The sequence below is a fragment of the Lysinibacillus sp. NPDC097195 genome (genome assembly GCF_044762075.1).
Lineage (GTDB): Bacteria > Bacillota > Bacilli > Bacillales_A > Planococcaceae > Lysinibacillus.
Genome location: NZ_JBIWDP010000001.1, coordinates 1,631,791 through 1,657,749, shown reverse-complemented (window position 1 = coordinate 1,657,749; position 25,959 = coordinate 1,631,791). Strand labels below are relative to the sequence as shown.

22 protein-coding genes and 1 other RNA gene are annotated in these 25,959 nt (G+C 38.1%); 21 read left to right on the top strand and 2 right to left on the bottom strand.

From position 1 onward, the window contains the following. Positions 1-107 precede the first annotated feature (107 nt). From ACIQXI_RS08575 to ACIQXI_RS08545, 7 genes are all read left to right on the top strand, one after another. Positions 108-1,529 (top strand): tetratricopeptide repeat-containing diguanylate cyclase, encoded by a 1,422-nt coding sequence (locus ACIQXI_RS08575; protein ID WP_402923460.1) that lies wholly within the window; start codon positions 108-110, stop codon positions 1,527-1,529. Between the two features lie 532 nt (positions 1,530-2,061). Then, entirely contained in the window at positions 2,062-2,544 is a 483-nt protein-coding gene (locus ACIQXI_RS08570) for a cell wall elongation regulator TseB-like domain-containing protein (RefSeq protein ID WP_402923458.1), read from the top strand. A gap of 16 nt (positions 2,545-2,560) precedes the next feature. Beyond that, positions 2,561-3,754, top strand: a complete 1,194-nt coding sequence (locus ACIQXI_RS08565) for a pyridoxal phosphate-dependent aminotransferase (protein ID WP_402923457.1) — start codon at positions 2,561-2,563, stop codon at positions 3,752-3,754. 28 nt (positions 3,755-3,782) lie between these two features. Further along, positions 3,783-5,078 (top strand): asparagine--tRNA ligase, encoded by a 1,296-nt coding sequence (gene asnS / locus ACIQXI_RS08560; protein ID WP_402923456.1) that lies wholly within the window; start codon positions 3,783-3,785, stop codon positions 5,076-5,078. 91 nt (positions 5,079-5,169) lie between these two features. Then, positions 5,170-5,898, top strand: coding sequence for a DnaD domain-containing protein (locus tag ACIQXI_RS08555; protein ID WP_402923454.1), 729 nt, complete (start codon positions 5,170-5,172; stop codon positions 5,896-5,898). A 12-nt stretch (positions 5,899-5,910) separates the two neighbouring features. Then, positions 5,911-6,573 (top strand): endonuclease III, encoded by a 663-nt coding sequence (gene nth / locus ACIQXI_RS08550; protein WP_402923453.1) that lies wholly within the window; start codon positions 5,911-5,913, stop codon positions 6,571-6,573. Next, on the top strand, positions 6,570-6,884 hold the full coding sequence (locus tag ACIQXI_RS08545; RefSeq protein ID WP_402923451.1) for a YpoC family protein: 315 nt from the start codon (positions 6,570-6,572) through the stop codon (positions 6,882-6,884). Before nth ends, ACIQXI_RS08545 begins: the two co-directional genes overlap by 4 nt. A 168-nt stretch (positions 6,885-7,052) precedes the next feature. Here the strand turns inward: ACIQXI_RS08545 and ACIQXI_RS08540 are convergent, their stop codons facing one another. Next, a complete protein-coding gene (locus ACIQXI_RS08540; protein WP_402923449.1) occupies positions 7,053-9,719 on the bottom strand; it encodes a PBP1A family penicillin-binding protein in 2,667 nt (888 codons plus the stop codon). Beyond that, on the bottom strand, positions 9,716-10,366 hold the full coding sequence (gene recU, locus ACIQXI_RS08535) for a Holliday junction resolvase RecU (RefSeq protein ID WP_402923447.1): 651 nt from the start codon (positions 10,364-10,366) through the stop codon (positions 9,716-9,718). Before recU ends, ACIQXI_RS08540 begins: the two co-directional genes overlap by 4 nt. A 386-nt stretch (positions 10,367-10,752) precedes the next feature. On the opposite strand from recU, the gene ACIQXI_RS08530 reads away from it, so the two are divergent. The 14 genes from ACIQXI_RS08530 to ACIQXI_RS08465 all read left to right on the top strand — a co-directional run bounded on the left by ACIQXI_RS08530 (position 10,753) and on the right by ACIQXI_RS08465 (position 25,949). Further along, the gene (locus ACIQXI_RS08530) at positions 10,753-10,947 is read left to right on the top strand and encodes a hypothetical protein (protein WP_024363367.1); all 195 of its coding nucleotides are present in this window, start codon (positions 10,753-10,755) and stop codon (positions 10,945-10,947) included. Positions 10,948-11,200: 253 nt separating this feature from the next. After that, entirely contained in the window at positions 11,201-11,584 is a 384-nt protein-coding gene (locus ACIQXI_RS08525; protein ID WP_402923445.1) for a YppE family protein, read from the top strand. Beyond that, positions 11,559-13,829 (top strand): DEAD/DEAH box helicase, encoded by a 2,271-nt coding sequence (locus ACIQXI_RS08520; RefSeq protein WP_402923443.1) that lies wholly within the window; start codon positions 11,559-11,561, stop codon positions 13,827-13,829. Before ACIQXI_RS08525 ends, ACIQXI_RS08520 begins: the two co-directional genes overlap by 26 nt. 435 nt (positions 13,830-14,264) lie before the next feature. Further along, the gene (locus ACIQXI_RS08515; protein ID WP_402923441.1) at positions 14,265-15,512 is read left to right on the top strand and encodes a ribonuclease H-like domain-containing protein; all 1,248 of its coding nucleotides are present in this window, start codon (positions 14,265-14,267) and stop codon (positions 15,510-15,512) included. Between the two features lie 121 nt (positions 15,513-15,633). Continuing rightward, complete coding sequence (gene gpsB, locus ACIQXI_RS08510) at positions 15,634-15,933, top strand: cell division regulator GpsB (protein WP_402923440.1); 300 nt, start codon at positions 15,634-15,636, stop codon at positions 15,931-15,933. Between the two features lie 59 nt (positions 15,934-15,992). Next, positions 15,993-16,371: RNase P RNA component class B (rnpB, locus tag ACIQXI_RS08505), an RNA gene on the top strand. Between the two features lie 282 nt (positions 16,372-16,653). Beyond that, on the top strand, positions 16,654-18,393 hold the full coding sequence (locus ACIQXI_RS08500) for an EAL domain-containing protein (protein ID WP_402923438.1): 1,740 nt from the start codon (positions 16,654-16,656) through the stop codon (positions 18,391-18,393). Positions 18,394-18,396: 3 nt separating this feature from the next. After that, on the top strand, positions 18,397-19,533 hold the full coding sequence (locus tag ACIQXI_RS08495) for a THUMP domain-containing class I SAM-dependent RNA methyltransferase (RefSeq protein WP_402923436.1): 1,137 nt from the start codon (positions 18,397-18,399) through the stop codon (positions 19,531-19,533). A gap of 84 nt (positions 19,534-19,617) precedes the next feature. Continuing rightward, positions 19,618-21,525: an ATP-dependent DNA helicase gene (locus ACIQXI_RS08490; RefSeq protein ID WP_402923434.1), complete on the top strand. Its 1,908-nt coding sequence runs from the start codon at positions 19,618-19,620 to the stop codon at positions 21,523-21,525. Between the two features lie 227 nt (positions 21,526-21,752). Further along, complete coding sequence (locus tag ACIQXI_RS08485; RefSeq protein ID WP_402923432.1) at positions 21,753-23,183, top strand: sensor histidine kinase; 1,431 nt, start codon at positions 21,753-21,755, stop codon at positions 23,181-23,183. Further along, the gene (locus ACIQXI_RS08480) at positions 23,176-23,754 is read left to right on the top strand and encodes an ANTAR domain-containing response regulator (RefSeq protein WP_402923430.1); all 579 of its coding nucleotides are present in this window, start codon (positions 23,176-23,178) and stop codon (positions 23,752-23,754) included. The genes ACIQXI_RS08485 and ACIQXI_RS08480 overlap by 8 nt, the downstream gene beginning before the upstream one ends. 82 nt (positions 23,755-23,836) lie before the next feature. Then, on the top strand, positions 23,837-25,081 hold the full coding sequence (gene eutH, locus ACIQXI_RS08475) for an ethanolamine utilization protein EutH (RefSeq protein WP_402923428.1): 1,245 nt from the start codon (positions 23,837-23,839) through the stop codon (positions 25,079-25,081). Positions 25,082-25,099: 18 nt separating this feature from the next. Next, entirely contained in the window at positions 25,100-25,441 is a 342-nt protein-coding gene (gene eutS, locus ACIQXI_RS08470; RefSeq protein ID WP_172770973.1) for an ethanolamine utilization microcompartment protein EutS, read from the top strand. Between the two features lie 10 nt (positions 25,442-25,451). After that, entirely contained in the window at positions 25,452-25,949 is a 498-nt protein-coding gene (locus tag ACIQXI_RS08465; protein ID WP_402923426.1) for a EutP/PduV family microcompartment system protein, read from the top strand. Positions 25,950-25,959 lie beyond the last annotated feature (10 nt).

Sequence of the window (25,959 nt, the reverse complement as noted above, 5' to 3'; positions counted from 1 at the left end):
GGATGTGATAGAAATAACGGACGACGGCATGGACTTCGCTTATAATTAATGTAGAAGTTAAAGATGTTATGGATAGGGAAATTCCAACATAGAGAAGTGGTGATGAATTGGAGTTAACATTAGAAGAATTAAATAAAACAATTATGGAAATGCGGACGAAAGGGCGTTTGACAGAAGCGCTAACGCTTGCTGAGCAAGGACTTATCGTGGCATTAGAAAATGATAATCATAAGCACGGACTAGATTTGTTTTTCCAAAAAATATTGATTCATCATGCGCTAGGAGATACATTAAGCATGGTGAGCCACATCCATGATTATGAGGCATGCTGCCAACAGTATGGTACGACAAAGGACTTTATGAATTACTATCTTGTCATGTCCTTAATATATGATTTGGTTGGTGTTCGAGAAAAAACGGTGGAAATGACCAAAAAATCGATTGAACATGCGACCCAGTTAAAAGATATAAAAATGCTTGTACGTTGTCATAGTAATCTTTGTTATTTAGAAGTTGAAAATGGTTGTTATAAGGAAGCGCTTAATGCGGCGTTAATCGCAAGAAAATATAATAATATGCTTGCGAAATCATTACCGGAATTAGCTAAATTACAAGAAATTCGCATTAATAATAATTTAGCCGATGTCTATATTTTAGAAGGCGATTTTGAAATGGGTCAAGCGCTTTTGAATCATACATTGAATTCCGATATTATTGAAAATCATAAACGAGAAAAAGTCGCTGCCTTGTTTGGTTATGGTTTTTTATATGAACATCAACAAAGACTTGAGGAAGCTGTGGCATACTACAAACAAGCAATTGCCTTAGCCCAATCTTATGGCGATAACCAGATTGCAAAGAAAGTGATGCGCATGCTATTAAATGTACTTTATCAGTTGGATTACCGAGATGAAATTTTTGATGTGCAACGGGCGTATATCGAGCTGACAGAAAAAATGAGTGCTGACAATTTGCTTCAGCAAGTGATGAACTTAGAATTTAATAGGCAAAAAGAGAAACTTGAAAAAAGAGCACTTTATGACCCTTTAACAGGTGTTCTTAATCGTCATTTTCTTGATGTTGAGCTCCATGATTGGTTAAAGGATGCGCAGAACTATCAGCAATTTGTCGGTCTAATTGTGCTCGATATTGATTATTTTAAAGCATATAATGATCGTTATGGTCATTTGTTCGGTGACATGGTGCTCCAATTACTTGCCACGGGCTTAAGAGATTTTTTACGCAATCAAGAAGCGGTGATTATACGTTATGGCGGTGATGAATTTATCGTTTGTCTTCGTCATCATACAAAGCGATTTATTCATGATTTCATACAAGAATTCCATGGCTATTTATTAACGTTAAAACTAGAACAACAAAATGATAGTTATCCCTTAAAAATAAGTCTAGGAGCCTGTGTGAATGACCTAGATAATTATGATTACATGCAGCTTTTTAAACAGGCAGACCGTAACTTATATAAAGCGAAAAATAATGGTCGTGCAAACTTTGTTATCAGTTCGTTATAAAAAGCGATAAATCGTTTGCTTGTTAAGGCTAGTAGAGAAGCTTGTAATCTTAAAAAAGCGTTGATATTTTCTACTGTATTAAATGTGTAAAAGCTTGTTATTTTTCATCATGCCATGAATAATAAATTAGCACAGAAATTTAGCGCAATAGCAGCTTCGCAATAAAGTGTTAGATTGATGCCCGTCAATCTAGCGCTTTTTCTCTTTTTTTATAGAAAAGGATATTTTCAACTATGTAATTTGATTGCAATTAAATCGGAACTTTTCAGTGGAAAGAACAGTCTTTTTTAGTGTAAGAGTAAAAAACAAAAATCGGTACGCGAATCATTTGAAAACGTTGGTTTATCAACGTACAATAAATGAAATTTACAAACACGACAACAGAATTTTGGTGTATAATGTTGTGGTACGTGAAAGAAAGCAGGTTGACAAAAATGGTAAGCAAAATGAAAGTGTGCGCAGTTATAGACACGCAAGAACATCAGGCATTCTTAGCGAAAAATAAGCTAGATGTAAAACATAAGGTGAATATATGAAAAACTGGTTGATTTTCATTTCTGTCTTTATGGTTTCTCTGTCACTTGTCATTGGTATTATAGTACTTTGGAAAGCCGAGGCTCCATTTAGTTCAATTGAAGAAAAGGCTGAACAGTTGGCGCTAGACGCCAAAGCCCTAGCAATTGTGACGGAGTCCTACACATATAATGGCAAACATTCGTATGTTACTGTATTCGGGGTAGACGAATACGGTGACAAAAAGGCTGTCTTTGTTCCAACGAATCTAGAAGAGGATTCCATTCAGGAAGTGTTTTTGAAAGATGGTATTACGGAAAAGCAAGCATTATCGGTTTTTAAAAAAGAAGGAAATGTCCAAAAAGTTCTTCATATGAAATTAGGCTATGAGGAGGCCGGAGCTGTTTGGGAAATAACTTACCTAAACGATCGTGATAAGCTCAACTATGTCTATATTTTATTTAAGGACGGCGACTGGTGGAAGCGCATTAAGAATTTATAAGAGGAGTAGATCCCGTATGAAAAATTTATTAGCAAACCGAGTGAAAACTTTAACACCATCTTCAACATTAGCAATTACTGCAAAAGCAAAAGAATTAAAGGAGCAAGGTATAGATGTAATTGGTCTAGGTGCTGGTGAGCCAGACTTCAACACACCACGCAATATTTTAGATGCGGCTATTGAATCAATGGAAAAGGGTTTCACTAAATATACTCCAGCTGGCGGCCTTCCAGTGCTTAAGAAAGCTATTATCGACAAACTTCAACGTGACAACAATCTTACATATAAACCGAATGAGGTTATCGTAGGGGTTGGGGCGAAGCATATTCTTTACACTTTATTCCAAGTAATCTTAAACGAAGGTGATGAAGTTATCATCCCTATCCCTTATTGGGTATCGTATCCAGAGCAAGTGAAACTAGCTGGCGGTGTGCCGATATATGTTGAAGGAACACGTGAACAAGGCTATAAAATTACTGCAGAACAATTACGCGCAGCTGTGACGGATAAAACGAAAGCGGTAATTATCAACTCGCCAAGCAATCCATCTGGTATGATATATTCGCGCGAAGAGCTAGCAGAACTTGCTGCTGTTGCAGAAGAAAAAGATATTTTAATCGTGTCAGATGAAATTTATGAGAAGCTTGTATACAATGGTATTGAGCATTTTTCAATTGCGCAACTTTCTGACGCAATGAAAGCACGTACAATCGTAGTAAACGGTGTAGCAAAATCTCACTCTATGACAGGCTGGCGTATTGGATATGCAGCAGGTGATGCAGACATTATTAAACCGATGACTGACCTTGCGTCGCATTCTACTTCAAACGCAACAACAACTGCACAATATGCAACAGTGGAAGCGTATAATGGACCGCAGGACACTGTGGAAGAAATGCGTCAAGCATTCGAATCTCGTCTTGAGAAAATCTATCCACAAATTAGTGCAATTCCTGGCTTCAATGTTTTAAAACCGCAAGGCGCATTTTATTTATTACCGGATGTTGCTGAAGCAATGGCTCATACAGGTTATGATTCGGTAGATGCATTTGCAGCGGATATTTTAACTGAAGCAAACGTAGCAGTGATTCCGGGCTCTGGCTTTGGTGCACCTACTACTATGCGATTATCTTATGCTACATCTTTAGACTTATTAGAAGAGGCAGTCCGTCGTATTGATGCATTCGTAAAATCAAAATGGCAAGACTAATCCTTGTAACCAACTTTGGAGGATTTCTATGAAAAAAATTATGATTCAAGATATGCCACAGCATATCGGCGAAACAGTCAAGCTAGGTGCTTGGTTAGCGAACAAACGTTCAAGTGGTAAAATTGCTTTCTTACAACTACGTGATGGTTCTGGCTTTGTGCAAGGCGTAGTAGTAAAAGAAGAAGTAGGCGAAGAAATTTTTGCGATTGCAAAAGGTATGACACAAGAAACTTCAATGTATGTAATCGGTGAAGTTAAAGCCGATGAGCGTTCAAGCTTCGGCTGTGAGCTAGCAGTAACAGGTATTGAAGTGTTGCATGCAGCAACTGATTTCCCAATTACACCAAAAGAACATGGCCCTGAATTTTTAATGGATAACCGTCATTTATGGTTACGTTCTCGTAAACAACATGCGGTAATGAAAATTCGTAATGAAATTATTCGTGCAACTTACGAATTTTTCAACAACAATGGCTTTACAAAAATGGACCCACCAATTTTAACGGGATCAGCTCCTGAAGGGACTTCTGAGCTATTCCACACAAAATATTTTGAAGAAGATGCCTACCTATCTCAATCTGGTCAGCTTTATATGGAAGCGGCTGCGATGGCATTAGGGAAAGTGTTCTCTTTCGGTCCGACATTCCGTGCTGAAAAATCTAAAACACGTCGTCACTTAATTGAATTTTGGATGATTGAGCCGGAAATGGCGTTTGTAGAATTCGAAGAAAACTTAGAAGTACAAGAACAATATGTTGAACATATTGTACAGTCAGTGCTTGCAAACTGTACGTTAGAATTAGAGCGACTAGGTCGTGATACTTCAACACTTCAAAATATTAAAGCGCCTTTCCCACGTATTTCCTATGATGATGCCATTAAACTATTACACGAACAAGGTTTTAATGACATTGAATGGGGAGATGACTTTGGTGCGCCACATGAAACAGCAATAGCTAATTCGTTTGACAAACCAGTCTTCATTACGTGCTACCCAACAGGTATTAAACCATTCTACATGCAGCCACATCCGGATCGTGACGATGTAGTATTATGCGCAGACTTAATTGCACCAGAAGGTTATGGTGAAATTATCGGTGGTTCAGAGCGTATTCATGACTATGATTTATTAAAAGCTCGACTAGAGGAACATAATTTATCACTAGATGCGTATGCATGGTACCTGGAGCTTCGTAAACAAGGTTCAGTACCACATTCTGGCTTCGGACTAGGGCTAGAACGTACAGTGGCTTGGATTTCTGGAACGGAGCATATTCGTGAGACAATTCCATTCCCACGTCTATTAAACCGTTTATACCCTTAATCGGTTAGCCTCAAACGACAACAATTTAAAAGTCGCGTAGTGAAATATCTACGCGGCTTTTCTACTTACTAAAAAAAGGAGTCATGTCTACATGAATTCAAAAAATAATCGACTCCGTACATGGACCGAGCAGAGAACGATACAAATTCCTCAGCTCTTTTTTCAGTTTTATAAGGAGTTAAATATTGAGGATGATGAGGCACTTATTGTGATGCATTTACTTGCCTTTCATGTGGAAGGTAATGATTTTCCTACACCAACCGATTTAATGAATCGTCTCACAATGCCTAGCAATGAGATTACTTCTCGCTTACAGCGTCTAATGCAGAAGGGCTTTCTTGAAATTACACGTGATGTCGATGCAAATGGCAAGCTGTATGAAAAATATTCGGTGTACCCCCTTTGGGAACGTATTTTGCACAGTATAGAAATGAAAGAACAAAAAAATACCGCGGCTTCACTTCGTCAAGAAGAGGGCGAGGTATTCCGATTATTTGAAGAGGAAATGGGACGTCTTTTATCTCCTTTAGAGCTAGAAAAAATAGGTTCTTGGCTAGATGATGATAAGCACAGTCCTGCGCTTATTAAAGAAGCGTTAAAAGAAGCTGTGTTTGCTGGTAAATTGAGCATCCGCTACATCGATCGGATATTGTTGGAGTGGAAAAAGAAAAATATTACCACCCCTCAAGCTGCACATAAGCAGAGTGAACAGTTCCGTGAAAAGCAAAGCTTGAACAGACCACCAACACGCTCGCTACAACAAGAAACGCAGTCAACAAACAAAGTACCATTTTATAACTGGTTAGAAGAAAGAGAATAGGGGGTTTGGGGAATGTTAACAAAAAAACAGTGGGAGCATTGTCTAGCTGAAATGGACCGCATGTTTCCTGATGCGCATTGCGAACTTGTGCATGACAACCCTTTTGAGCTGACAATCGCCACGTTATTATCGGCACAATGTACGGATGTATTGGTCAATAAAGTTACGAAAACGTTGTTTCAAAAGTATAAAAAGCCTGAAGATTATTTAGCGGTATCTTTAGAGGAACTTCAACAAGATATTCGCTCTATTGGACTTTATCGCAATAAGGCGAAAAATATTCAACTTCTTTGTGAGCGTCTTTTAACGGAATATAATGGGCAAATTCCTGCAAGTCGTGAAGAGCTTGTTACATTGCCAGGGGTAGGTCGGAAAACCGCCAATGTTGTATTATCAGTAGCCTTTGATATACCAGCACTTGCAGTGGATACACATGTAGAGCGTGTATCAAAACGATTGGGTTTATGTCGCTGGAAGGATTCGGTACTTGAAGTGGAAGAAACAATTATGAAAAAAACACCGATGGACAAGTGGTCGAAAACCCATCATCAGTTAATTTTCTTTGGACGTTATCATTGTAAGGCACAAAATCCGGGCTGCCAAACATGTCCGTTACTCGATGATTGCCGAGAAGGTCAGAAGCGTTTAAAAAAAGGGCTGGTGACAAACGCATGAATATTGATGCTATATCAAAAGAAAAAATTGATGAATGGTTTACACAATGGACGATGTTAGAAGCTCAAATACATGTTGCTCATGCTGCGCGCAACGGAGAAGCAAAAGGGTTAATGGAACAGGCTATTAAGTTGTTTGAGCGCTTAGTAAGTGAAGCGGGGGAAGAGGTAATGCCGCTGAATGGTATTGAGCGAATCGCTTTTATTAAAACGAAACCAGGGCAATATGCGTGTTACCGTCAATTAGATGAATTATTTAAGGAAACAAAAAAACGAACAGCACGCCTACGCTTACAGGCAGCTAAAGGTTGACAGGAATCAAAAGCAACTAGAAGTGCAGTAAAAAATCGATAAACAAAAGGTTGTTCAGATGTGGACAACCTTTTTCTTTGAAAAAAGATCTGTAACATAAATAAAAAACAGGTGTAGAAAACATTTCGTTTTCTACACCTGTTTCATTTTAGGGCAATCTATAATCCGTTATTCACCGTCATCATTATCTTCATTCGGAACTACGGGATCGGTTGGTGTTACAGGAGGTTGGTTTCCATTATTATTGCCATTGTTTCCACCATTTCCATTATTACCGTTACCATTGCCATCGCCATTGTTATTGCCGTTATTGCTGTTATTACCGTTATTTCCATTGTTACCGTTATGATTCCCATTATTGCCTTGATCAGGTTTTGTTGGTTGCTCAATATCCGGTTCATCTGGATCTTCTGTTTCTACATCCTCATCGTCCATGCTCGTTATCTGGAAGGATGTCGTTCCAGGTTCACTGCGTGTCTCATCCACAATGGCTACGACAGAAATCGTATAATTGCCATCTTCCAGTGTATTGCTGACAGTTAACCCTTTACTTTCAGTTGTTCCAAGTACAACCGTTTCTCCACCTTCACGTGTAGCAGATACTTCAAAGGTAGTTGGCATTGGTTCATCCGTTTCTGGGTCAAGAATTGCATCATGCTCCCAGCTAATGTTGATGGATTGACCAGCTAAGTCTAAACTTGCACTTACATTGTAAGGTGTAGCAAGTTCTGGCGCTTCATACTCAGTAGAAACTTCTGTCGGTTCTGTACCACGAACAAATAGCTCAGTTTGACGTAATTCACTTGGTGTATAGTCACTTGCTAATTTTAGTGGACTAGAGCCAACTTCAATCGTAGCCTCTACAACCGAGCTTGGTTTTTTGAAACGATCTGTTTCAATGTTCGCTGAAATGTCACCCATTATTTTTTTAAATAATTGTTGTGGTAATCGACGTTCATCCCATGTTGTAATTGGTTCTGAACGTTTTTCGTAACCACTCCAAATAGCGATTGAATAATTAGTTGTGTAACCAGCAAACCATGAATCTGGCACACTTGTACTTGGTAAATTATATTTGTTAAACTCTTCGTTTGAGTAGTTAGTAGTACCTGTTTTACCAGCAATATCTAAGCCGGATACATTTGCAGCTGTACCAGATGCATCTGGTTTGTTGCTGACAACATCACGCAGCATGTCTGTTACCATATAAGCCGTATAATCTTCCATAGCAACTGTTGATTCTGGTGTGTAGTCTTTTGATGATTTACCGTCGCGGTAAACAATTTTTGTAATGGCATAAGGGTCAGTGTACACCCCGTTATTACCAAATGCCGCATAAGATGCTGCCATTTGAATAGGGGACATTGTAATGTCACCACCGCCAATGGCATCAGCCTCATAAGCATTTTTAGCTTTAATACCTAAACGTCCGATAAACTCTTTCGCTTTGTCTGCGCCAACTTCTTTAAATGTTTTAACAGCTGGTACGTTTCGAGAAGCATATAGAGCTTTACGTGCTGTCATAGCACCCATATATTTACCATCCCAGTTTGTAATCGTTTGGTTTGTACCTGTATATTTCATTGGGTCATCGACAAGTGTTTGACCTGTTGACCATTTTAAATATTCAATGGCAGGACCGTAATCGAGTAATGGCTTCATTGTTGAGCCTGGATGGTTCATTGTTAAGTCATCCGCATAGTTAAAGAGTCGGTTTCCGTAGTTTCGACCACCGCCCACTGCTTGAATTTGACCTGTTTTAGTATCCACGACAGCAACACCAGATTCAATGTTTTCTGTTGGGAAATTGCTATCGTCGTTCATAATGTTTTCGACAACTTGCTGCGCATTTGGATCAAGTGTTGTGTAAACCTTAATGCCCTCTGCCATTGCAGTGCCATCACCATTTTCCTCAAGCTCGTTAATAACGATATCAAGGAAAGCATCGTATTTAGAGCCAGCAAATGTTTGGCGTGTAGCATCGTCCGCAAGACCTGCTTGGATATCTACTTTTTTTGCTTCTTCCATTTCAGCTTTTGTAATTTTTCCATGTTGGTACATTAAGCCTAAAACGGTATTGCGTCGTTTTTCAGCCAGTTCTGGATTTTTTAATGGATTGTAAGCATTTGGACGTTGTACTAAGCCTGCTAACAGTGCTTCTTCATCTAATGTTAGATCTTTTAACTCTTTACCATAGAAATATTGAGCAGCTGTACCAAAGCCATAGATACGACCTGACATCAACATCTTATTAAAGTACATTTCAAAAATTTCTTCTTTAGAATATTTACGCTCAAGCTGGAATGCAAGCCATGCTTCTTGTGCTTTACGCTTTAATTTTTTCTCATTTTGTAAAAATGAGTTTTTGACAACTTGCTGTGTTAATGTGGAAGCACCTTGTGCCCCAAAGCCATCACGGAAGTTGGCAAGTATCGCACCACCAAGACGGTAAAAATCCATCCCATGATGTTTAAAAAAGCGAACGTCTTCTGTAGCTAAAATGGCGTTGATCATATCTTCAGGAATATCTTCATATTTTACATATTTTCGATTTTCAGCACCGACTGTGGCGAAAATATCACCATTTTTATCATAAAACTCAGATGACACAGGGTCTTTTAATAAATCTTCATTTAGCTCAGGCGCAGTGCTAGCGTAGTAAGCAAATACGCCTGCCCCGCCGACCAAGCCGACAATACCTATAAGAAGTATTGTTAAGACAATTCGCTTCAACCATGTTTTGGCCGGTGATTTTGATGCTTTCGGCGCTTTCTTTTTATTTTTTTGAGCGAGAGCCTTTTGATGCTCTCCGCGTGTTTGACGACGTTCACTCATTTTTTTATCTCCTCACTTTCAGAGCCATGACTTGTTGCTTCAATAAACTGCTGGAGAACAGGTAAATAATCGATGCGTGGATAATAGCTTGTTTTAATTTCATAAGCTTCCTTTTCAATAGTAGAAAAGAGAATCGATTTACGTCCACCATTGTCCATTGCATGCCAGGCCTTTTGTAAAACTTCGTATGGCACAATAAAATAACGTTCAAAAGCTGAAAAACGAACGATAATAAATGCCACACCATTGTGCTCCTTCACTTGCTGCATATGTGTCATTTGATGTGCGTGTATATTTTTTAAAGGAAAGCTCGTCTTAGATGCTGTTTCCTTTGCATCAAAGTCAATATAGTGACCATTCCAAACCCCATTATAGTCAGTTGTAGATGGTGTTCGGAAATAAGCCTCTCGAATGACCGCAGCACTTCGTGACGGATACTCTACTTTGACGATTTGTACGGGAACAGGTTTCTTATGAATAATAGCAAGTTGCCTTTTTACATAATAGTCATTTGCTTCATTAATTTCATCCTCTAGTGTTTTCCCGCGGTTACTATAGGATAAATCCTTGTTATTCCCCTGTTTTTGTGCTTTTTGAAGTGCAGGGGCAGGGGTATAGACTTTCCCATTTGGATAACGAATTGTCAACTTAGCTCACCCTCTATAATACTGCTATTATACACAATAGTTTACCATGATTTTTGTATAACTTCACCACAGTCCTAACGTTGTGCTGACAGGACGTTAACTATGGCTAAAAGATTGGCATATTTCGCTGTTTAAAGTAGAAAATTCGCCAATTTAACAACGGCTTTCGTCATTAAAATGCTTAAATAGATGTAACTGTTTTCGTTAGAACTGTTGAAAAATCGTCCTTTTCTAGCGTTTTCCCGCATTGCAATTAATGTAAGCATCTATTAAAAATTTATCGAAATACTTCTTCTTTCAGCTAACTTACGCTTATTTTGTCACGCATGAAGGTTATTTTATACATGCGAGGAATACATAAGTAAAGATAAAAGGGAGGCGTTGTATTGAATAAATTAGGACAATTAGTTGCACAGTTGGATCTAGTCAATCAATTACTTATCACAAGGGTGTCATTGGAAAACAATGCACATAGCCTGCAATTTTTTATGCAGCTCAAATCTGTTAGCCAGAAAGTAAGCTTAGCAGAAAAGAACTGGCAAGTAAAGAATGCTTGTTCGCCTATTAGTAGTGAAAAATGATAGACTTTGGTACACTAATCTCATACCAATAAAAATGATTCAATGGATGCAATCATTTTAAACCTTTAACAGGTGTTAGGAATTATTGAGAGAAGCTTTTAGGGAAGTAATACGTGATATATTGACAGCTATAACAGTGTGGAATGTAATCCTAAAGCTTGCACTTTTTTTCTAATACATTGTTTGTTGGGAAATACCAATACAAGCGATAATGATGTTAAAGGGACAATTGATACGAGATGAGGTGCGGAAATTGTTATTAATACAGCAAACTTCCATATTAATAGATGAATGTGAAAAATGTGTTGCACGCTTTTGGCAAATGCGCGAGGAAGATCGAGCGCCTGATTTTTTTGCTGAGGTCAAACCTCATGCAGATGCCATCCACCAACTATTGAAAGAATGGCAGCAAGAAGCCAATGATTGGATTCAAAAAAATAGGCCCAAATATATGCATGCTGGACAAATTGCTTCAGCGGTTGAATCGATGGAGCAATTTGTAGTGCAATCATTTTATAAAGAAACAAGTAAGAAGCGTTTTTTAGATGCCACACACTCAACTTCCTATACGCTAAATAATTTTTATCGCTTAGTGAAGGAGGCGCAGATGGATGTTATCGAAAAAACGGACGATTAGTGCGTTATTAAATGAGTGGCGCTACGATGAAGAATTAAAAGAGCGTATTATTCATTGGCAAACGTTAGAAGGGCGGGATGCTAAACTTGCACCTTTCCCTTCAAATTTACATCCTTCACTCATTAAAGCATTACATGCTCGTGGCATTAAGCAATTATATACCCATCAGCGAGAAGCTTATGATTTGGCTACTAATGGTCAATCGTTTACCGCTGTTACTCCAACAGCTTCGGGAAAATCATATTGTTACCATTTACCCGTATTACAAAAAATTTTGGAAGATCGCAATGCACGTGCAATTTATCTTTTTCCAACAAAAGCGTTAGCACAAGATCAGAAAAATGATTTGAATGAACTGATTGAACAGAGTGGCGAAGAAATATTAAGCTACACCTATGATGGTGATACCGCTCCTGGTATACGCCAAAAGGTTCGTAAAGCGGGCCATATCGTCATGACGAATCCAGATATGTTGCACTCAGGTATTTTACCGCATCATACGAAATGGGTGTCACTCTTTGAAAATTTGCAGTATATCGTCATTGATGAATTGCATACATACAAGGGTGTATTTGGTTCACATGTTGCGCACGTAATTCGCAGATTGAAACGAATTTGCGAATTTTATGGTAGTAAACCTGTTTTTATTTGTACGTCTGCCACAATTAAAAATCCGAAAGAACTGGCGGAAAATTTAACGAATGATTCACAAACATTAATTGCCGATTCAGGGGCTCCGGTTGGAAAAAAAACCTTCATTTTTTACAATCCACCAATTGTCCATAAAACGTTTGGCGTTCGTCGCAGTGCCGTTTTAGAAGTTAGTGATTTGGCAAAAAGACTTTATACGGCTGGTATTCAAACGATTATTTTCGCAAAAAGTCGAGTGCGAGTGGAAATGATTGTTACTTATTTAAAGGAACTGACCCGCAATAAGTTACAAGATGAGTCTGTGCGTGGTTATCGCGGGGGCTATTTACCTTCAGAACGACGTGTAATTGAACGTGGGCTTCGAGATGGCACAATTCAAACCGTTGTTAGTACCAATGCGTTAGAGTTAGGCGTAGATATTGGGCAACTTCAAGCATGTATAATGACGGGCTACCCAGGGAATATAGCGAGTGCCTGGCAGCAAGCAGGTCGAGCAGGACGGCGTCAAGACGAGGCTCTTATTATTTATGTAGCACAATCGACAGCACTGGATCAATATGTCGTCCATCATCCGCTGTTTTTGCTAGGGAGCGAACCGGAGGAAGCACGCATTTATCCAGAGAATATGTTGATTTTAATGGATCATTTAAAATGCGCTGCATTTGAGTTGCCTTTTACTACAACCGATACGTATGGCGAATATGAAATACAGGATTTGCTTGATTATTTAGCAGAAGAAGGCGTTGTATTCAAAACAAGTGATAAGTGGCATTGGATGAGTGATCGTTTCCCTGCTCATGATATTAGCTTGCGTTCAGCCTCTCAAGAAAATGTCGTTATTATTGATATGACTGTACCCGCTCAAACAAAAGTCATTGGCGAAATGGATCGTCATAGTGCGATGACACTATTACATGAGGAAGCCATCTATTTGCACCAGGGCATTCAATTTCAAGTAGAAAAACTTGATTGGGAAGAAAAAAAGGCTTTTGTGCGCGAAGTTGATGTTGATTATTATACAGACGCTAATTTAGCCGTCGAAATGAAAGTGTTAGAGGAAGATCGCAGTCGTCATTATCAAGGCGGGACCGTTAGTTTTGGAGATGTAGGCTTAGTAGCACAAGCTACAATCTTTAAAAAAATCCGTTTTGGCACACATGACAATATTGGCTCGGGCCCAATCCATCTACCGCCTGATGAAATGCATACTAGCTCGTCTTGGTTGTCCTTTAGCAACACGCTACAGTGGTCTGAAGCAGAGTTAACAGAGGCAATGACTGGTGCGGCATACGCGATGAATGCCTTTATCCCATTATTTATTCAATGCGATAGTAGTGATGTAGCAGTAGTGCCACAAGTCAAGGCGACACATAACGAACAGCCAACATTTTTCGTTTATGATAAATATCCTGGTGGCATTGGTTTAAGTGAAAAAGTATATGACTTATGGGAGGACTTGGTGATGAAGTCCCAGCAACATGTTATAAATTGTCCTTGTAAATCAGGTTGTCCATCCTGTATTGGTGCACAAGAGTCAATTATTAATTCAAAGAGCAATGTCGTCAAGCTATTCCAATTGCTTAACGAAAATTAATCAGTTAGTAAGAGTACTTGATGAAAATGGATTGCTAGGGGAATGAAGGTTATTTTAACCCCAACGATTCTGAAATACGGGCTTAAATGGTCGCCTTTATATCTTGAGCTATGAAGTAATAATAAAAAAGCACATCCTCTCTTTTTACAAAAGAATGAGGATGTGCTTTACTATTTAGAAAGAATATAGATTATGGATATAGATAGCTAGAGTTTCACAAGTTCACTTTTAGTCATGTGATTTTTGCCTATTTCTATCGATAACAACAGCGTCAATTAGATTTAAATGCTATTGAGAGTTGCGTTATACTTGTAGAGAGATTTAAATGTGCGAAATAATCGAGGGAACGCCAAAAGATTTGTGATTAACTTGAACATGTTCTAATAAACACATGGAAGTATAAAAAATTTTACAGGCAGAAAATGAGTGAAGTCGATGTCTTACGAAAATAAAATACTACAAATGAAAAAAATGCTTGGGAAAACAACACCAAAACCTGTCGCCAAAGAGCAACCAACTTTCCATAAACCACTTGCTCCAAACTATACGGAGCAATGGGAAAAAGCAGGTCTTACGCGTATCGAGAATGACTTTGGTATCGTTTTTAAACGCCAAGTGCATTATCCTTTCCATTATCAGCACGGTCATTATCAATTGCAGGCATTTTTTGACGCGTTAGCGAAATGGCAAAGTGCTGATTTTGAACATCCTTATGCATTAGATAAGAATGAAAAAGTGCTGTTTTTTGATACAGAAACAACTGGATTAAAAGGCGTCGGGACGCAAATTTTCCTTTTAGGTTTTTTAGAAGTGACGGACAACGACTTTGTGTTAACACAATATGTCCTAGCTGATCCAGCGCACGAGGCAGCTTTACTATTTGAATCAAGGCTTTGGCAAAAAACGGCGACAGTCATTACGTATAATGGCAAAAGCTTTGACTGGCCACAGCTAGAAACTCGGTGGACGCTTAATCAAAAAGTATTACCGAAACTACGGACACAACGTCAAATTGATTTATTGCATAGCTCGAAGCGTTTATGGAAAAATGATATGGAGCGCATGAAATTAAAATCTGTAGAAGAAGAGAAACTTGGCTTTTCACGCATGGGTGATATTCCAGGTTATTTAGCACCAATCATTTATTTAGATGCTGTAAAAAGCGGTGTGCCTGATGCATTGATGAAAGTGCTTGTTCATAACGAATGGGATTTACTGTCGCTCATCACGTTATATGTTCATTCTACTAACTTATTATTTGAAGAGGCGGGCGAGGAATCAGCCAATACCTACACGAATATTGGGAAATGGTATGCAGATCTAAAGAAGAGTCCACAAAGTGTCAATGTTTTGGCAAAGGTCACAACACAATTTGATGCACGTCAAGCAGGTTATGCGCAATATTACTTAGCATTGCAACTAAAAAAAAATAAGCAATATAGCGAAGCGATAGATGCCTTTGTAGCATCGCTCCATTTTATAGAGCCACGAAAAAAGTTGCAGGCTTTAGAACAACTAGCCATAATCTATGAGCATCAACTGAAGGATATAAAACAGGCACTTTTCTATACATTAGAGGGCATACGACTGATTAATTCGACTGAGGAATGGCAAAAGGAACAGAAACAAAAATGGGCAATTTCCTGGGAAAAGAGGTTAAGCAGATTAGGAAATAAGCAATAATTTCCCGGGGAAGCGCAAGAAACGACAAGTTTAGCCTTACATTTGATGTTTTCAGACGATATAATATTATGAAATATGCTATAATGAATTCGTGTATGTAGTGCGAGGAAGGGCGATGTGAATGGACATTAAATTAACTTCAAAAATGATTCTTGAAAAAGAATTTAAGAAAAATTTTAAAGGCTACAATGTTGAAGAGGTCGATTCTTTTCTTGATGAAATTATTCAAGATTATGAATCGTTTGAAAAAGTAGTTGCGCAATTAAAAGAAGAGAATAGACAATTAAAAGAAGAACTAGAAAACACACCAAAGAGACAACCACAACCTGTGGCATCAGCCGCTGGAACAACTAACTTTGATATATTAAAACGTCTTTCAAATTTAGAAAAACATGTATTTGGTAGTAAACTTTACGAATAATTTTTATCATTTACATTGTATTTATCATAAAACTCTAGTATAATCTTCGTATCATCATGAAATTCGAGTAATCGCTGCGACGCTAGACGTCGTAGAGGAAAGTCCATGCTCACACGGTTCTGCGATGGCCGTAGTGTTCGTGCTTACTGAAAAAATAAGGTAAGGCAGCTTAAAGCTGACGGCGGAAGGAAGACCTAAGTCTTTATGATATGGTTGACACTTCCTGAAAGTGCCACAGTGACGAAGCTTGTGTGGAAACATGCAAGGTGGAACGAGGTAAACCCCACGAGTGAGAAACCCAAATTATGGTAGGGGCACTCTCTTGAAGGAATTGAACGGATAGAGGGACAGAGTTCGCTCTGTAGATAGATGATTACTGCCCGGTCGTACGAGGCGCAAGCTGTTTGAGTACTCGGGAACAAAACATGGCTTATTGAATTTTTTGATGTTTATTTACGAAACAACAAGCGCTCTCCAATTCGGTGGAGAGCTTTTCTTTTGAACTAATTAAAATAGTATCTGTTATTTTATGATGTCTAGTCATGCGCGATATACGCCCGAGGTTAGGCTAACACCATGTTGGCCGTGCCTTTGTCGATACTTCGAAGACATAACAGCACAGTAATCGTTATGGACGCGACATACATACCTACTTAAAAGTGTAGGAACGCGCTTTTTAAAAAATATGGGTAGTATCGATAGATAGGATGGAGCGGAAACATGGGCGAAGTAATTAATAATCTGGAGAAGATTAATTCGATTTCTAAATACCCCACTTCCTTACTGAAGAAAATTTTTGAAAATGTATCTGAAGGCATTATGATTACGGATAAACATAAAAAAATAGAGATGGTGAATCCAGCATTTGAATTCGTTACAGGTTATAAAGGTGATGAAGTGATGGGAAAAACGCCCGCAGTGTTGCAGTCAGGTGTACATGAGTTATCTTTCTATTTAAAAATGTGGGAAAAGATACGACAAGAAGGAATTTGGCAAGGAGAAATTTGGAATCGTCGTAAAACAGGAGACGTGTATCCTGAATGGTTAACAATTGTGAGCATAACCAATGATATAGGAGAAATCACAAACTACTGTGGTATTTTCACAGATTTATCTGAAAGAAAAATAGTAGAAAATGAACTAGAAAAACGTTTGTTAACAGATTCCTTAACGAATGTATCGAATCGATTTGCCTATATTGAGAGAATGGATAGCTTACTAGAATCGTCTTCTACTATTTCTCATTCAGTACAACATGCTGTCTATTTCCTAGATTTGGACAGATTTAAACAAATAAATGATACGTTAGGTCATGCAGTTGGAGATACGATACTTAAAGAAGCAGCAAAACGTATTCAAACATTGCTAAAAAATAAGGACATTATTGCCAGGTACGGTGGAGATGAATTTATCGTTACATTAACGAATGTAAAAAATGTTCGAGAAGCAGCGAAATTTGCAGAACAAATTATTGGCATTATCGAACAACCGATGAATATAAATGGACAAGATATCTTTATTTCTACGAGTATAGGCATCAGTATGTATCCTGTCGACGGGGTAACATCTGAGCAACTCATAACTTGTTCAGATAAAGCGATGACATATTCAAAAAAGAATGGTCTTAACGGTTATTCCTTTTATTTTGATGAATTGCAAACGGATTCTCAACGTGTCCTATTGTTGGACTCAGAGTTGCGTAGAGCAATTGAAAATCGCGAATTTGAGCTTCATTTCCAGCCGAAAATTACGGTGGAAAATGAAAATATTCAAGGACTAGAGGCACTCGTCCGCTGGAATAATGAGCGACTCGGCTTTGTCTCTCCTGCAGAATTTATTCCATATGCAGAAGAAACCGGTCTGATCATACCTTTAAGCGAAGTGATTATTGAAAAAGCGTGTGAAGCTGTCATCAAATTACAACAAGTTGGTCGTAAAATACCGATTGCTATTAATATTTCAAGCATTCATTTCAAGCAGCAAAACTTTTTAGAATCTATTCAAGCTATATTAGAACGATATAATACGTCTGCGAACAATTTTGAAATAGAAGTGACAGAGCGCACTGTGATGAATAGTGCAACGGAAACGGTTAGTAAACTCGTTCGCCTCAAGCAACTCGGTTTTAAAATCTCAATCGATGATTTTGGAACGGGCTATTCGTCTTTAAGTTATTTAGTTCGTTTCCCGCTCGACTGTTTGAAAATCGACCGTAGCTTTATTCAACATATTACTTCGCTTGATGAAAAACAAGCAGTTGTGGATGCAATTATTCAAATGTCGCATCGGTTGAAAATGAAAGTTGTGGCAGAAGGTGTAGAACAAGCACAACAAGTGGATATACTACGGAAAATGAACTGTGATATTATCCAAGGCTATTATTACAGCAAACCGTTACCACTTCCCGAATTGCTGGAGTATATGGAGTATTGGGAAATTGAACATCAAGGAAGGAAATAAAGTATGGCAAACTATAAATTAGTAGCAACAGCTGCAATGGGCTTAGAAGCGATTGTAGCACAAGAAGTCAAAGCACTTGGCTATGACACGACAGTCGAAAATGGCAAAGTTTATTTTGAAGGCGATGAAACGGCCATTGCACGCACAAACTTATGGCTACGTGTAGCAGATCGAGTGAAAATTGTGGTAGGACAATTTCCTGCAAAGTCTTTTGAGCAATTGTTTGAAAGCGTGAAGGCACTACCTTGGGAAAAATATTTACCAGTGGATGCCTCATTCCCTGTATCAGGAAAATCGGTTAAATCGAAATTATTTAGCGTACCAGATTGCCAAGCGATTACGAAAAAAGCAATTGTAGAACGCATGAAGCAACATTATAAACGTCTTGGCTTTTTAGATGAATCGGGTGCAACGTACAAAATCGAAGTTTCAATTTTAAAAGATGTGGCTACACTTACCATTGATACTTCTGGCGCTGGCTTACATAAGCGTGGCTACCGACAAGCGCAAGGGGAAGCTCCGTTAAAAGAAACATTAGCCGCTGCGCTCGTTCAAATTTCTAAGTGGAATCCGAATCGTCCATTTGTAGACCCATTCTGTGGTTCGGGTACGATTGCCCTAGAAGCAGCGATGTTTGGACAAAATATTGCACCGGGCTATAACCGAGAATTTATTTCGGAAAGTTGGCCTTGGATGAAAGCGAATATTTGGGATGCTGTGCGTGATGAAGCAGATAGTATTGCTAATTATGACCAACCGCTTGAAATTATTGGTTCAGATATAGACCATCGCATGGTAAGTATTGCGCAAGAAAATGCCCTGGAAGCAGGTTTTGGTGACATCATCTCCTTCAAACAAATGCAAGCTCGTGATTTTACAACACAGCTTACAGATGGTGTAATGATTGGCAACCCGCCATACGGAGAGCGTATTGGTGATGTCGAAGTTGTGGAACAGGTCATTCGTGATTTAGGACAAGTCATGAAAAACTACCCAACTTGGTCAGTATACATGCTGTCTTCCATGAAAAACTTTGAAGAATTATACGGTCGTCAAGCGACGAAAAAACGTAAGTTATTCAATGGTTTTATTGAAACGAATTATTATCAATACTGGGGACAAAAGTCTAAACGAGACTAACGAGAGCAACGGAAGATGAGATTTTTTCTTATCTTCCGTTTCGTCGCGTATAATAGGAACAGATTGTAAGAGGGGGAACGTCAATTGCGTAAATCTTTACCATTTGCATTAACAAAGGATCGTTCATTTTTCGAGTCATTAGGTGACTGGATGGGTGACGTTCTTTATGATGAATTACCGGAGAAGGGATTTGAATGCCGTGACGAGCAAATTTTCATGGCATATCAAATTGAACAGGCATTAAAAGAGAAAAATGTCTTATTTGCAGAAGCGGGAGTAGGAACAGGAAAAACAATTGCCTATTTACTACCTGCAGTATCCTATGCACGCTATACAGGGAAACCGGCACTGATTGCCTGTGCAGATGAAACATTAATCGATCAGCTCGTAAAAGAGGGCGGCGATATTTATAAATTACAAAAGACACTTGGTTTAGAAATTGATGTGCGCTTAGCTAAATCACGCGATCAATATTTATGCTTAAAGCGTTTTGAGGAAGCTGAAAAAGTGGAAACAGACGAATGGATTGATGATATTGCTTTTTCCATTCCTGACGGCGTCTACGCACAAGGCTCGATGATTGCAGTGCAACCGTACGGTGATCGTAGCGATTATCCTACAGTGAGTGATGAGGATTGGAACAAGGTTAATTATAATGCCATTATGCAATGTTCAGTTTGTGATCTGCGTAATCGTTGCGGGCAAACATTGCATCGTGCACATTACCGTAAATCAACAGATTTAATTATTTGCTCGCAAGACTTTTTAATGGAGCATTTAGCAACAAAAGAATCTCGTGAGCGCGAAGGACAATTAGCGCTACTGCCAGAAGTTTCAATGATGGTACTAGATGAAGGCCATTTATTAGAATACGCGGCACAAAAAGCGATGACCTACAAAGTGCAAGCTAGGACGATTGTTCCACTGTTAGAAAGATTAATGGTAGATGGTGTCCGTGAACGCACATTGTATGCGATGGAAAAATTACAAGATGATCACGAGCTATTTTTCGATCAGCTACGTGATGATATTGTTGCTTCTGAAGAAGAGCGCAAACGTATCAATAAATCCGCAACGCTTTTAAAATATGGTAAACAACTGATTGCCGATGTTGAAGTGTTGCTTGAAGAATTTGTCTTTGAATCGGAAATGTATATGATTCCAGAGTATGAGTTAAATATGGCTGAAGAATATTTAGAACAATATCAAGCCTCATTGCGCATTTTTACAGCGCAAGGTGACGCAGTCGATTGGTTAGAAGAAACAGATGGTGAGGAAACGCTTGTCATTATGCCACGCCTCATTACAGAAGTGTTAGAAGAAAAATTATTTTCGAAAAAGCTACCAATTGTATTTTCTTCTGCAACATTATCTGTCAATAAGGACTTCTCTTATATCGCTTACAGTTTAGGAATTCATAATTACCAATCATTCTCAGTACCGTCACCTTTTGATTATGAAGCGGTGATGCGAATTTACTTGCATGAGTTATCTCAAAATAACAAAACAGCCCGTGTTCAACAACTGCTGCGCGACGGCGAAAAGACCTTAATATTATTTAAATCAAAACAAGCGATGCTAAACTTTAAAGCAGAATTGCCGCTTATGGAACGTATGCACGTGGCGTTTGAAGGTGACCGTGAACTATCCGCCATCGTGCGTGATTTCCAAGAAGGAACAATTAAAACGTTATGCTCCTACCATTTGTGGGAAGGGTTAGATTTACCTGAGGAAGCATTAACTCGTGTCATCATTTATGATTTACCGTTCCCTCCACATGATCCTTTGTTCGATGCTAAACGGACATTTGCTGAAAATCCGTATGAAGAAGTTGAATTACCATTTATGCAACTGCGTCTACAACAAGGCATGGGACGCCTAATTCGAACATCTAACGATCATGGAGATATTCATATTTTGTTAAATGAAGAAGAAGCGAAGAAACGCGAAACATTTGAAAACATTTTAGCAGTGACACCAGAAATAAAGTAAGAAAATGCGAGTTTACCTATACAAGGTAAACTCGTTTTTTGATATATAAGGATAATAATTATGATTTATTGTCGAAAAAAAGTGTTGAATATTTCTCTTTTAAACTTTATAGTTCTTTGTAAAGCAATGATTTTTCTTCTTGAAAATAATTTTGCGAAAGGTTTATAATGATGACAAGAAATTTTTAGGAATAGTCCCAATCTTTGTGGAGTATTCTATGATAGGGGGTGAACCTGTCGAGCATTCAAACGCTATGTAGTAAATATACAAACTTATCAGAAACAGATATTGACAAGTTAGTAGCACTCGAAACTACACTATCCTATTATGCTGAGTTGACAGATTGCTATATGTTCATAGATTGTATGATGGAAAATTTACCACATGCAATTGTTGTAGCAGAGGCATTCCCTAAAAAAGAAATAGGTTTATACGAAAAATCAGTTATTGGAAAATTTGTGTTTGAAAGCTTTGAACCAGCAGTATTTGCAGCTTTTAAACATAAGGAAAAATCATCAATTTCGAGAGCTGTTACACAAGAAGGGATAACTGTTGAACAAAATGTTGTTCCAGTCTTTAATAACGATGGACAGGTTATCGCTGTGTTGATTCAAGAAAAAAAGGTCCAGATGCAAAGTGCTCCGAAAGATGAATTTCAAAATATGCCTTTTGCATTAATTGAGCATATCGTTGAACCAAATTCGCAACCGATTCCAGTTGTGTCTGATTTATTAGTAGAGTCCATTATTCTCACAAATCATGAAAATAAAGTGATTTATAGCAACCCTGCAGGTTACCGATTTATTGCAGAACTTTCAGGGCTTGAACATTTTGACAATATTGCATTGAATAATATTTTACCTTTTTTACAAGAGGTCTATGATAAAGGCGAAGATGTCTTTTTCTTAGAAATTACGATAGAGCGTAAATCTTTTATCGTTAAAAAAATTCCTATTCGCAGTCAAAATGATAAAGTGACGCTTCTAATTATTCATGATCTAACAGAGTTAAAGCTGAAAGAAAATGAACTGATGATGAAGACATTTGCTATAAGAGAAATTCACCATCGAGTGAAAAATAATTTACAAACGGTTACAAGCTTATTGCGTTTACAAATGCGTAACGACTTAGCAGCTATAAATGCAAGTGCTTTTCAAGAGGCATTAAATCGAATATATAGTATATCCTCAGTCTATGAGCTTATTTTAGAAAATGAGGATAATGCGGAAGAAAAAGTGGATGTTATTGCTTTATCAAAAAAGATAGGATATAAGATGGTTGGAACTACCAATACACCATCTATTCAACTAGTCTTCCATAATGATGATCTTCAGCTATATTGTCATTCTAAAAAGGCTGTTTCACTCGCGTTAATTATTTGTGAACTACTACAAAATGCTTTAAAGTATGCTTTTATTGATCGCGAGGAAGGCATAATTAATATTCGATTTCTTCAGGATGCATCTTTTATTTCACTTCATATTTCCGACAACGGCGTTGGTATGCAAGAGGTGAAGGCATCCTTTGGAATGGAGATTATTACAAGGCTTGTCGAATATGATTTAGCTGGCACATTTACAATTATCCCTAGTGAACAAGGTACACATACTCAAATTCAGTTTCCTGTAAGTGAGGAGGTATTTATCCTAAATGACTAGGAAAGTTATGATTGTTGAAGATGAATCACTTATTGCCATTGATTTGAAGTTTATGCTAGAAGATAACGGCTACGAAGTCGTTGCTCAAGCAAATAATGGAGAATCAGCGATTGAGCTAGCTTATACACATAAGCCACAGCTGATTTTAATGGACATCAAAATGCCGAAACTAGATGGTTTAAAGGCAAGTAAAATTATTGAACAGCAGTTAGGCATACCGGTGCTTTTTATATCAGCTTACAGTGAAAAAGAATTGTTATTGTACATGAAACAGGATAATATTTTAGGTTATGTTATGAAACCGTTTTCTGAGAAAAATGTCCTGCCAGCGCTGGAAGTGGCATTTCATCAAATCGATAAATTCAACCGTCTAAACGGTGAAATATTGCATAAGCAAAGTGAATTAGACAAGAGGAAAGTAATCGAACGAGCAAAAGGTTTACTGATGCAATCAGAAAATCTGAGTGAGGAAGATGCCTATAAAAAAATTCGCAATGAAAGTATGCAAAGTCAGCAGGAAATGGTATCGATAGCAAATCGAATTATTAATACATTACAAGTTAATAGATGAAGCAAAGACGCTTTAAAGAGATTTTTTCTTTAATGCGTCTTTTTTCTATATATTTATCAAAATCAAAGGGGGGATAAGTAGGATGGCAATGATAGGAACGATCATCGTTTATATTATCATGATTTGTGCAGTTTTAGGTGCAATTGGAGCAATTCGAGATGCGGAGTATGGGATTGGGAAAGAATTTATGAATGGTATTCATACTGTAGGGCATATTTTTGTACCAGCAGCAGGAATCATGGCAGCTATACCTTACTTAACGTGGTTTATTAGTCATTTCATTAGTCCGGTTTTTGAATTGATTGGAGCTGATCCAGCAATAGCGGCAACAACTATTTTAGCGTCGGACATGGGGGGGTATCAACTAGCAAATGCCTTGAAGGAATCTTATGAAGGATGGGTGATGGCACTTGTTGTTGGGTTTATGTCAGGTGCAACCATTGTATTTTCAATTCCGATGGGCCTTGCGATGTTAGACAAGCGGGATCATAAGTATATGGCATTAGGGATTATGGCGGGGGTTTTAACAATTCCAATTGGTGCATTTATTTCATCAATCATGATTGTGATGTTTAATACAGAAGTTCGTGAAGTCATTAGTACTACATCTGCACCAACGTATGTTTTTGCCATTTCTGTTTTACAAATATTACTTAATTTATTGCCTTTATTTATATTCGTAATCTTAATTGCGTTAGGGCTAAAGCTTATTCCGAATGGCATGATCAAAGGATTTATGATTTTTGGGCGTGTAATGGATGCTGCGATTAAGTTAGTACTTGTGTTCTCGATTGTTGAAATTTTTACAGGTCTTTTTACAAAGATTTTTGGGGCATGGGGCTTTGACCCGATTATGGCAGATAGCGTTGACCAATTCCGTGCATTAGAAACAGCCGGTTATATCGGTATTATGTTAGCTGGTGCATTCCCGATGGTGTACTTAATACGAAAATATGCTTCTAAACCGCTAGAAAAAGCAGGGGAGAAATTAGGTCTTTCTTCGGTAGGTAGTGCAGGGATTTTAGCAACAAGTGCAAATATTTTAGCTATGTTTACACTCGTTCGTCAAATGCCGCCAAAAGATAAAGTAATCAACATTGCCTTTGGGGTTTGTTCAGCATTTTTGTTAGGAGATCATTTATCATTTACAGCTAATTTCCAACCAACAATTATTTTACCTGTGATGGCAGGAAAGCTTTTAGCAGGGATTATTGCCATTATTTTTGCTTATAAACTATCAGTACCAACTGCTTTGAAATTAGAACAAGAAGATCGCAAGGCAGGCATTATTAAAGAGGGAGAATATTTAACAGATCAAAAGTCTTGATAGAAAGAAGTGAGACGTATGAGTGAAGAAAAGAAGCGATTTATTCAGGAATTTGTGCCAGGGAAGCAACTAACATTAAGTCATCTAATCGCCAATCCTGATCCTGATATGTTTCAAAAACTCGGAATTCAAGAGGCGGGTGCACTTGGCATTATGACTTGTACACCAAGTGAAACAGTTATTATTGCAGGAGATATTGCGACAAAGGCAGCGAATGTAAAGCTTGGGTTTTTAGATCGCTTTACTGGCAGTCTCGTTATTGTTGGTAGTGTCTCTGAGGTTGAGATGGCGATGTTAGAAATTAATCGTTTTCTTTCAGAAATGCTTGGCTATACGCCATCTAAAATAACGAAGTCATAGGATGTGCCATATGAAAAATCGAGTAATGATAATAGGCGGTGTGCAAGCTGGTAAGTCGACACTTATGAATGTGTTATTAGGAAAAGATAGAAAAGCCAATAAAACGCAAGCACTCGTTTTTGATGACTGGATTGTTGATACACCGGGAGAATATATAGAAAATCCGATGTATTACCGAAATATTATGGCAACATCGCTTGAAGTGACACATGTAATTTATTTGCAAGATGCCACATCATCAAGGAGTGTTTTTCCACCACAATTTAGCTTGGGCATTCCCAAAATACAAATTGGTGTCATTACAAAAATTGATGCACCTCTAGCAGATGTAGAAAGAGCAACAACGTTATTAAAAAATGTTATGACACACGGTCCAATCGTGAAAACATCTTCGTGGCAAATGCTTGGAATTGACTATATTGAACCGCTTATTCAACTCCAAACAGACGAGGGAATTCGCCAATTTGTTAAAGATTGTGATAGTCCCTATCTCATTTATTGCCCTTAGTGGTGTAGAG

What these genes read in the sequence shown, in the direction of transcription:
- ACIQXI_RS08545 (WP_402923451.1), top strand. Translation starts at nt 6,570, where the DNA reads ATGAATATTGATGCTATATCAAAAGAAAAAATTGATGAATGGTTTACA.
- asnS (WP_402923456.1), top strand. Translation starts at nt 3,783, where the DNA reads ATGAAAAAAATTATGATTCAAGATATGCCACAGCATATCGGCGAAACA.
- ACIQXI_RS08540 (WP_402923449.1), bottom strand. Translation starts at nt 9,719, where the DNA reads ATGAGTGAACGTCGTCAAACACGCGGAGAGCATCAAAAGGCTCTCGCT.
- eutS (WP_172770973.1), top strand. Translation starts at nt 25,100, where the DNA reads ATGAGTGAAGAAAAGAAGCGATTTATTCAGGAATTTGTGCCAGGGAAG.
- ACIQXI_RS08465 (WP_402923426.1), top strand. Translation starts at nt 25,452, where the DNA reads ATGAAAAATCGAGTAATGATAATAGGCGGTGTGCAAGCTGGTAAGTCG.
- ACIQXI_RS08495 (WP_402923436.1), top strand. Translation starts at nt 18,397, where the DNA reads ATGGCAAACTATAAATTAGTAGCAACAGCTGCAATGGGCTTAGAAGCG.
- ACIQXI_RS08565 (WP_402923457.1), top strand. Translation starts at nt 2,561, where the DNA reads ATGAAAAATTTATTAGCAAACCGAGTGAAAACTTTAACACCATCTTCA.
- ACIQXI_RS08520 (WP_402923443.1), top strand. Translation starts at nt 11,559, where the DNA reads ATGTTATCGAAAAAACGGACGATTAGTGCGTTATTAAATGAGTGGCGC.
- nth (WP_402923453.1), top strand. Translation starts at nt 5,911, where the DNA reads ATGTTAACAAAAAAACAGTGGGAGCATTGTCTAGCTGAAATGGACCGC.
- ACIQXI_RS08480 (WP_402923430.1), top strand. Translation starts at nt 23,176, where the DNA reads ATGACTAGGAAAGTTATGATTGTTGAAGATGAATCACTTATTGCCATT.
- eutH (WP_402923428.1), top strand. Translation starts at nt 23,837, where the DNA reads ATGGCAATGATAGGAACGATCATCGTTTATATTATCATGATTTGTGCA.
- ACIQXI_RS08555 (WP_402923454.1), top strand. Translation starts at nt 5,170, where the DNA reads ATGAATTCAAAAAATAATCGACTCCGTACATGGACCGAGCAGAGAACG.
- ACIQXI_RS08500 (WP_402923438.1), top strand. Translation starts at nt 16,654, where the DNA reads ATGGGCGAAGTAATTAATAATCTGGAGAAGATTAATTCGATTTCTAAA.
- ACIQXI_RS08570 (WP_402923458.1), top strand. Translation starts at nt 2,062, where the DNA reads ATGAAAAACTGGTTGATTTTCATTTCTGTCTTTATGGTTTCTCTGTCA.
- gpsB (WP_402923440.1), top strand. Translation starts at nt 15,634, where the DNA reads ATGGACATTAAATTAACTTCAAAAATGATTCTTGAAAAAGAATTTAAG.
- ACIQXI_RS08515 (WP_402923441.1), top strand. Translation starts at nt 14,265, where the DNA reads ATGTCTTACGAAAATAAAATACTACAAATGAAAAAAATGCTTGGGAAA.